At 65.5% G+C, this 7048-nt stretch carries 6 protein-coding genes; 1 reads left to right on the top strand and 5 read right to left on the bottom strand.

Features of this window, described 5'->3' with window-relative positions:
- Positions 1-196 precede the first annotated feature (196 nt).
- The 4 genes from ACFPOB_RS19245 to argE form a co-directional block, all read right to left on the bottom strand.
- Positions 197-1144, bottom strand: coding sequence for an ABC transporter permease (locus ACFPOB_RS19245; RefSeq protein ID WP_377799982.1), 948 nt, complete (start codon positions 1142-1144; stop codon positions 197-199).
- Between the two features lie 8 nt (positions 1145-1152).
- The gene (locus ACFPOB_RS19240; RefSeq protein ID WP_377799981.1) at positions 1153-2133 is read right to left on the bottom strand and encodes an ABC transporter permease; all 981 of its coding nucleotides are present in this window, start codon (positions 2131-2133) and stop codon (positions 1153-1155) included.
- Positions 2134-2235: 102 nt separating this feature from the next.
- Positions 2236-3825 (bottom strand): ABC transporter substrate-binding protein, encoded by a 1590-nt coding sequence (locus ACFPOB_RS19235; RefSeq protein WP_377799980.1) that lies wholly within the window; start codon positions 3823-3825, stop codon positions 2236-2238.
- A gap of 238 nt (positions 3826-4063) precedes the next feature.
- Positions 4064-5212 carry an acetylornithine deacetylase gene (gene argE / locus ACFPOB_RS19230; RefSeq protein ID WP_377799979.1) on the bottom strand — a complete coding sequence of 383 codons (1149 nt, stop codon included), beginning with the start codon at positions 5210-5212 and terminating at the stop codon, positions 4064-4066.
- 151 nt (positions 5213-5363) lie between these two features.
- Between argE and ACFPOB_RS19225 the strand changes: the two genes are divergently transcribed.
- The gene (locus ACFPOB_RS19225) at positions 5364-6332 is read left to right on the top strand and encodes a threonine ammonia-lyase (RefSeq protein ID WP_377799978.1); all 969 of its coding nucleotides are present in this window, start codon (positions 5364-5366) and stop codon (positions 6330-6332) included.
- Positions 6333-6385: 53 nt separating this feature from the next.
- On the opposite strand, the gene ACFPOB_RS19220 is transcribed toward ACFPOB_RS19225, so the two are convergent.
- Positions 6386-6988, bottom strand: a complete 603-nt coding sequence (locus ACFPOB_RS19220) for a hypothetical protein (protein ID WP_377799977.1) — start codon at positions 6986-6988, stop codon at positions 6386-6388.
- Between the last annotated feature and the right edge of the window lie 60 nt (positions 6989-7048).

The following is a 7048-nucleotide window of genomic DNA, read 5'->3' as shown; positions in this document are numbered from 1 at the left end:
GCGTTGCCCTACGCTGCGAAAAGACCAAGCGAAATTTCGCAGCCATTGTCGCTCTCGCCGCAGCATTCGTCTTGGTAAAATCCGTCCACACCGCCTAGGACTGAGCCATTTGTCTGTCACGGGTCTAATCTGCGTAAAACACATGGCATCGGCAGGCATTTGCTGCGCGAACAGCAGCTTGCACAGCAAATCCTGCTCATCGGAGCCTCGGATTGAGGGCGTCGCGCAGCCAGTCGCCCAGCAGGTTCACCGCCAGGACCAAAATGGCGAGCGTCACGCCCGGGAAAGTCACGATCCACCAGTCGCCCGAGAACAGATAGCGGTTGCCGATCGAGATCAGCGTTCCCAACGAGGGCTGGGTCGGCGGCAGGCCGACGCCGAGGAAGGAAAGCGTCGCCTCGGTGATCACGGCGAGCGCGAGGTTGATGGTCAGGATGACAAGCACTGGTCCGATTACGTTCGGCAGGACATGGCGCAGCATGATCAGCGGCGCGGGCAGGCCGACGAGGCGGGCGGCTTGGACATAGTCCTTGTTGCGCTCGACCAGGGTCGAGCCGCGGATGGTGCGGGCATACTGGACCCAGAAGGAAAGACCGATCGAGATCACCAGCACATAGAGTGCGGTGTCCTCGCGGTTGGCGTGCTTGAAGATGCCACGGACGACGCCGTCGATCAGCAGCGCGATCAGGATCGCCGGGAAGGTTAATTGCACGTCGGCGATGCGCATGATCAGCGAATCGACCCGGCCGCCGAGATAGCCGGCGAGCAGGCCGAGCGTGATGCCGATCGTCGCCGCCAAGGCGACGCCGAGCAGGCCGACGATCAGCGAGACGCGCAGGCCGTAGAGGATCGCCGAATAGAGGTCGCGGCCCTGGTCGTCGGTGCCGAGGATGAACTTGGGATCGCCGCCCTGCTGCCAGGCTGGCGGGATGTTGGCGTCGGCGAGGAAGACCGTCGCCGGGTCGAAGGGGTTGGTCGGCGCGATCCAGGGCGAGAAAAAGGCGCCGACGAACAGCACCAGCACGATCACGGCGGCGACCATCGTCACCTTGGAGCGCAGGAAGCTCGCGAGAATGTCGCTGTCGAGGATGCGGAACCAGAGCGAGGGCGGATGCTTCGCAGGGGATGTGGGTTGCGCGCTCATGACCGGCCTCAATGCGCCCCGACCGTCGCGCGCAGGCGCGGATCGACCAGCGCGTAGAGCAGGTCGACGATCAGGTTGATGCTGACGAATAGGAAGGAGATCAACATGAGATAGGCCGCCATGATCGGGATATCGACCTGCTGCACCGCCTTGAGGAAGAGCAGGCCCATGCCCGGCCACTGGAACACCGTCTCGGTGATGATGGCGAAGGCGATGATCGAGCCGAGCTGCAGGCCGGCAATGGTGATGACCGGCACCAGCGTGTTCTTCAGCGCATGGCCGAAATGGATGGCGCGCGTCTTGAGGCCGCGGGCACGGGCGAACTTGATATAGTCGGTGCGCAGCACCTCGAGCATCTCGGCCCGGACGAGGCGCATGATCAGCGTCATCTGGAACAGGCCGAGCGTGATCGAAGGTAGGATCAGCGCCTTCCAGCCAGAGGCGGTCAAAAGCCCGGTCGTCCACCAGTTGCCGATCTTGACGACCTCGCCGCGCCCGAAGGAAGGCAGCCAGCCGAGCGTCACCGAGAACAGGTAGATCAGGAGGATGCCGATCAGGAAGGTCGGCAGGCTGATGCCGACCAGCGACACCGTCTGGAAGATCTTCGCCAGCCAGCTGTCGCGGCGCAGCGCGGTATAGACGCCCATGGGGATGCCGACCAGGAGCGAGAACAGCGCCGACATGAAGGCGAGCTCGAGCGTCGCCGGGGCGCGCTCGCCGAGCAGCGAGATCACCGGCAGGCGGAACTGGTAGGATACGCCGAATTCGAGCCGCGCGGCGTTGTAGATGTAGCGCGCGAACTGGACGACCACCGGCTCGTCGAGGCCGAGCGTCCGGCGCAGTTGCTCGACCTGCTCCTGCGGCGTGTCGACGCCGACCATCTGGTTCACGGGGTCGCCGACGAAGCGGAACATGGCGAAGGCTATGAGCGCGACCGCGAGCATCACGATCAGCGACTGGAACAGCCGGCGCAGGACAAATGCGAGCATGGTCGCCCTTAAAAGGAATCTGAAGCCGCTCCGCAGGAACGGCCTCTCTGCTGCAGATAGAGAAAGGGCGCGTTGGCTCCTCGCCTACGCGCCCTCAGGCCCTCACTGCTCCTTGGTGGCGTAGTAGAGCAGCACCGAATTGTCGGCGCGCTGGGCGAGCTTCACCTTCTTCGACACACCCCAGGCCAGGGCCTGCTGATGCAGCGGGATGTAGGAGAACTCGTCGACGGTCATCTTGTAGGCTTCGCCGATCATGGCGTTGCGCTTGGCGGTGTCGGACTCGACCAGGATCTTGTCGGTCAGTTCGTCGACCTTCTTGTTGCAGTAATTGCCGAGGTTCGACTCGCCGCGCGAGGAACCGACGACATCGCGGCAGCCGAGGATGTCGTAGAGGACATTGTGGCTGTCGAAGGTGCCGGGGGTCCAGCCGAGCAGGTAGAACGAGGTCTTGTAGCCGCCGGGCTTCAGCACCTTGGCGAAATACTGCGCCTTGGGCTGGGCGTTGAGGTTCACCTTGATGCCGATGCGGGCGAGCATGCCGACGACGGCTTGGCAGATCTGGCCGTCGTTGACGTAGCGGTCGTTCGGGCAATCCATGCCGAGCTCGAAGCCCTGCGGGTAGCCGGCCTCGGCGAGCAGCTTCTTGGCGGCCTCGGTGTCGAACTTGGCGCGGGTGAAGCCGGCATGCGGATAGAGCTCCGGCGCGATCATCAGCGGCGACGGGGTCGAGAGCCCGCGCATGACGCGGCTCTTGATCGTTTCGATGTCAATCGCCTGGTAGAAGGCCTGACGGACCTTCGGGTCCTTGAACGGGTTCTTGCCCTTGACGCTCGATTCGAGCAGCTCGTCGCGGGTCTGGTCGAAGCCGAGGAAGATGGTGCGCAGCTCGGGGCCGGTCAGGACCTGGGCGTTGCCCGAAGCGTTGACGCGCTGGATGTCCTGGATCGGAACCGGCTCGATCACGTCGACCTCGCCGGAGAGAAGCGCGGCGACGCGGGTGGCGTCCGAGGAGATCGGCGTGAAGATGATCTCCTTGATGTTGCCTTCGATCTTCTTCCAGTAGTTCTCGTTGAGCTTGAAGACGGTCTTCACGCCCGGCTGGTGGCTCTCGATCTTGTAAGGGCCGGTGCCGTTGGCGTTGAGCGAGGCGTGGCTCGGGGTGGTCGCGGCCGCCGGGGTCGGAGCGACGGCGTTGTTCGCCTCCGCCCATTTCTTCGACATGATGTACCAGGTGTCCCACTGCGCGTTCAGGATCGGGTTCGGCGCGGTCAGGATCACATCGACCGTGTGGTCGTCGACCTTGACGAACTTGGCGCTGGTCGGGATGCGCGTGGTGAAGTTCGAGCCCTGGGCGCGGACGCGGTCGGCCGAGAAGATCACGTCATCGGCGGTAAAATCCGAGCCGTCATGGAACTTGACGCCCTTGCGCAGGTAGAAGCGCCATTTCAGGCCGTCCGCCGAAATCTCCCACTTCTCGGCGAGGGCCGGCTCGATCTTGAGGTCCTTACCGCGCGCCGTCAGGCCCTCATAGGGATGGCCGAGATGAGCGTTCGTCGTGGTCTCGTTGACGGTATAGGGATCGAGCGACTTGAGCTCGCCCTGGTTGGCGTATCGCAAGGTTTGGGCTTGCGCAGCCCCGCACATCAAGGCCAGAGCCGCCACGGCTGCCAGGCAATGGGTCTTGAACGACATGTGAGACTGCTCCCTTTTGGTTAGAAACCACTCCTCCCCAGGAGCGGTGCCGGCCACCTGCTTATTTTGGCGGCAGGCCGACGAAGGCGGCAGATTAATGACGGTTCGAAGCCCGCGTCCAGTGCGGCCGATCGACTTCGTTCCAGATCGAACTTTGTTGCGAATACAACTAATGTGACGCACGAAGCTGCGAAGGACGGGGTGAACACCCGCAAGGAAGCACCCCGCCCCTTTCGCCTCAGCGGGCCAGCTCCGCGATCAGCGCGCGGACGAAGGCCGTGCCGGCGTCGAGCTGGGCCACGGTGAGGAACTCGTCCGGCTGATGCGCCTGGGCGATGTCGCCGGGGCCGCAGACCACGGTCGACCAGCCTGCCGCCTGGAACAGGCCGCCCTCGGTGCCGTAGGCAACGACATGGCTGGCATTGTCGCCAGTGATGCGGCGCGACAGCGTCTCGGCGGCGCCTTCCTTCTCCGGCGCCAGCGGCGGCGTCTGGGAGGTGATCTCCATGGTGATGCCGGTTTCGGGCGCGATCGCCTTCATCGGCCCTTCCAGATCGGCGATCTTGGCCAGGTAGCGCGCGACATAGTCCGTATCGTCGCCGGGCATGACCCGGACCTCATGGCTGAAGCTGGCATGCTCGGCGGTGATGTTGACCGCGGTGCCGCCGGCGACGACGCCGACATGCAGCGTCGAATAGGGCGGCTCGAACGGGATACCGGGCTGCGCATTCGCCTTGTTCTGCGCCATCACCTCGTCGTGCCAGGCGATCAGCTTGCCGGCGACCATAACCGCGGGCACGCCGATGTCGACGCGGCTCGAATGCACGGCATGTCCGCGCACCGTCGTCTTCATGCGGGTACCGCCCTTGTGGCCGGTGACGACCTGCATCATCGAGGGCTCGCCGACGATCACCGCCGAGGGCTTCAGGCCCGCCTCCACCATGGCCTCGATCATGATCGCGGCGCCGATGCAGCCGACCTCCTCGTCATAGGAGAGCGCGATGTGGAAGGGCCGCTTCAAGCCCGCTTCGAGCATCTCCGGCACCAGCGCCAGCGCGATCGCGTCGAAGCCCTTCATGTCGCAGGAGCCGCGGCCATAGAGCTTGCCGTCGCGCTCGGTCAGCGTCCACGGATCGGAGCTCCAGTCCTGGCCCTCGACCGGGACGACGTCGGTATGACCGGAGAGGACGATGCCGCCTTCGACCTTGGGGCCCACGGTCGCGTAGAGATTGGCCTTCTGTCCATCCGGGCTCGGCACGATCGTGCTCTCGACGCCGTGCGCAGCGAGATAGTCGCGGCAGAAATGGATGAGATCGAGATTGCTGCGCCAGGACTCGGTGTTGAACGACACCAGCTTGGCCAGCATCTCCTTGGGGGAATAACGCACGGGTGAAAATCTCCAGAAATAGCCCGAGAGGCAGGAACCGTGCCGGCAGGCTACGCTGGCATTGCCTGTCGTCAATCGCTTCTGCGCGCTTGACCGGGCAGCACCCGGCGCGCTGTTGTGCCGGCCAAGCAAAGCTTCCCGTGAGTCCGCCATGAACTTCGACGTCACCCTCGCCGACATCCAGGCCGCCGCCAACCGTATCGCCGGCAAGGTCCGGCGCACGCCGACCTTCATGAGCGCCGGCCTTTCGGCCCGGCTCGGCGTCGAGACCGTGGTCAAGGTCGAGAGCCTGCAGCTGGCCGGCTCGTTCAAGGTGCGCGGCTGCTACAACAAGCTGCTGGGCCTGTCCGAGGCCGAGCGGGCGCGCGGCGTCGTCACCGTCTCCGGCGGCAACCACGCCATCGCCGTCTCGCTGGTCGCCAGCATGCTCGGCATCAGGGCGCTGGTGCTGATGCCGAAGAACGTCGCCCCGCTCAATATCCGCCTGACCCAGGAGGCCGGCGGCGAGGTCGAGCTCTGCGAGGATGCGCTCGCCGCCTTCTCCAAGGCGGAGGAGTACGAGGGCAAGGGCATGACCCATGTCCATTCCTATGACGACCCGGCGATCATCGCCGGCCATGGCACGGTCGGGCTAGAGCTCGCGGCCGATGCCGGCGGGCGGATCGACCATGTCTTCATCTCGATCGGCGGCGGCGGCTTCTCGGCCGGTGTCGGCGCGGCGCTGAAGGGGCTCGACCCGGCCGTGCGCATCCACGGCGTCGAGACCGAGGGCGCGACGACGATGACGCAGGCGCTCGAGGCCGGAAAGCCGGTGCCGATCCGCCCGACCTCGATCGCGCGAACGCTCGGCGCACCCTTCGCGACCGAGCGGACCATGGCGGCAGCGCGCCAGTTCCTCGAGGAGATCGTCGTCGTCCCCGATGCGGAAGCGGTGCGCGAGCTGGTCTGGGTGCTGCAGAACGGGCGCGTCCTGCTCGAACCGGCCGCTTCCTGCACGGTGGCAGCCGCGATGGCGCGTAAGGACCAGTTCAAGCCGGGCGATCGGGTCGCCTTGGTGCTATGCGGCTCGAATGTCTCGCTCGACGACATCGAGCGCTGGCGGCAGGAGTTCGGCGTCTGAGATCGCAGGGCGCGCGCCGGCCACAGACGCGCCTTTCAAGCGATCTGCCGTCCCTAGGGAACGACGCTGCCGCGAGCCCGCCCGCCGGCGACGCGGCAGGAGCAGCCGGCCCCGAGATCGGATGGATTGATCAACCGGCAGGTCCGCACGGGCGTCTGGCAGTAATTGCCGATGCCCGATGACACAGGAGCGGCGTAGTAAGGTCCGGCGTAGTACGGCCGGCGATAATAATAGGACGAGCCGTAATAGCCGGAGTCACCGTAGTAGTAGGGGTAAGCAGCAGCAGCCCCCAGAACGGCACCTGCAGCCACGGCTCCAGCACCCCAGCCCCAGCCGCCGCCGTAATAGCCACGGCGCCAATAGCCCGGACGTCCGTAAAAGCCGCCACCACCATGCCAGCGACCCGGCCGGTAGCCCCAGCCGGAGCCGCGGTAGAAGCCGCCACGATAGCCATAGCCGCCCGCGCGAAAGCCGCCGAAGTTCCGTCCCGCCAGTCCGAAACGCTGTCCGCCACCGAACGCACCGCCGCCGAAGCCACCTGCGCGGATGCCCCCGCCGTGGAAGCCTCTGCCGCCCCATCCCTGCGCCGAAGCGTCATGGGCGGTGAAGACGAAGAGGGGAACGAGCGAAGCGGCGAGAACGATCAGGCGGCGCATGGCAGCCTCCCATTCGAGACAAGGACGGTCAGCGATCAACGCGCGAGGGTCGCGGCTGTT

The organism is Allobosea eneae, assembly GCF_042657265.1.
GTDB lineage: Bacteria > Pseudomonadota > Alphaproteobacteria > Rhizobiales > Beijerinckiaceae > Allobosea > Allobosea eneae.
This window is presented reverse-complemented; position numbering and strand designations above follow the sequence as displayed.